Genomic DNA, 221 nt, shown 5'->3' on the forward strand with positions numbered 1-221 from the left:
ATATGAACCCGTGTGGTTCATGTGGAGAATAACGGATTCGAACCGTTGACCCCCTGCTTGCAAAGCAGGTGCTCTAGCCAGCTGAGCTAATCCCCCTTATTTTTGGTTACTGTGGGCCTGCGTGGACTCGAACCACGGACCTCTACATTATCAGTGTAGCGCTCTAACCACCTGAGCTACAAGCCCAGTGCTTTGCATATTGACATCAATAGGAGCACCAA

The 221-nt window shown here is 50.2% G+C and carries 2 tRNA genes; both read right to left on the bottom strand.

The annotated features are described in order from the left end of the window. Nucleotides 1-22 precede the first annotated feature (22 nt). Nucleotides 23-96, bottom strand: a tRNA-Ala gene (locus tag GK108_RS31045). Between the two features lie 16 nt (nt 97-112). Then, nucleotides 113-186: transfer RNA gene (locus tag GK108_RS31050), tRNA-Ile, on the bottom strand. Between the last annotated feature and the right edge of the window lie 35 nt (nt 187-221).

The organism is Spirosoma terrae (assembly GCF_010435915.1).
Lineage (GTDB): Bacteria > Bacteroidota > Bacteroidia > Cytophagales > Spirosomataceae > Spirosoma > Spirosoma terrae.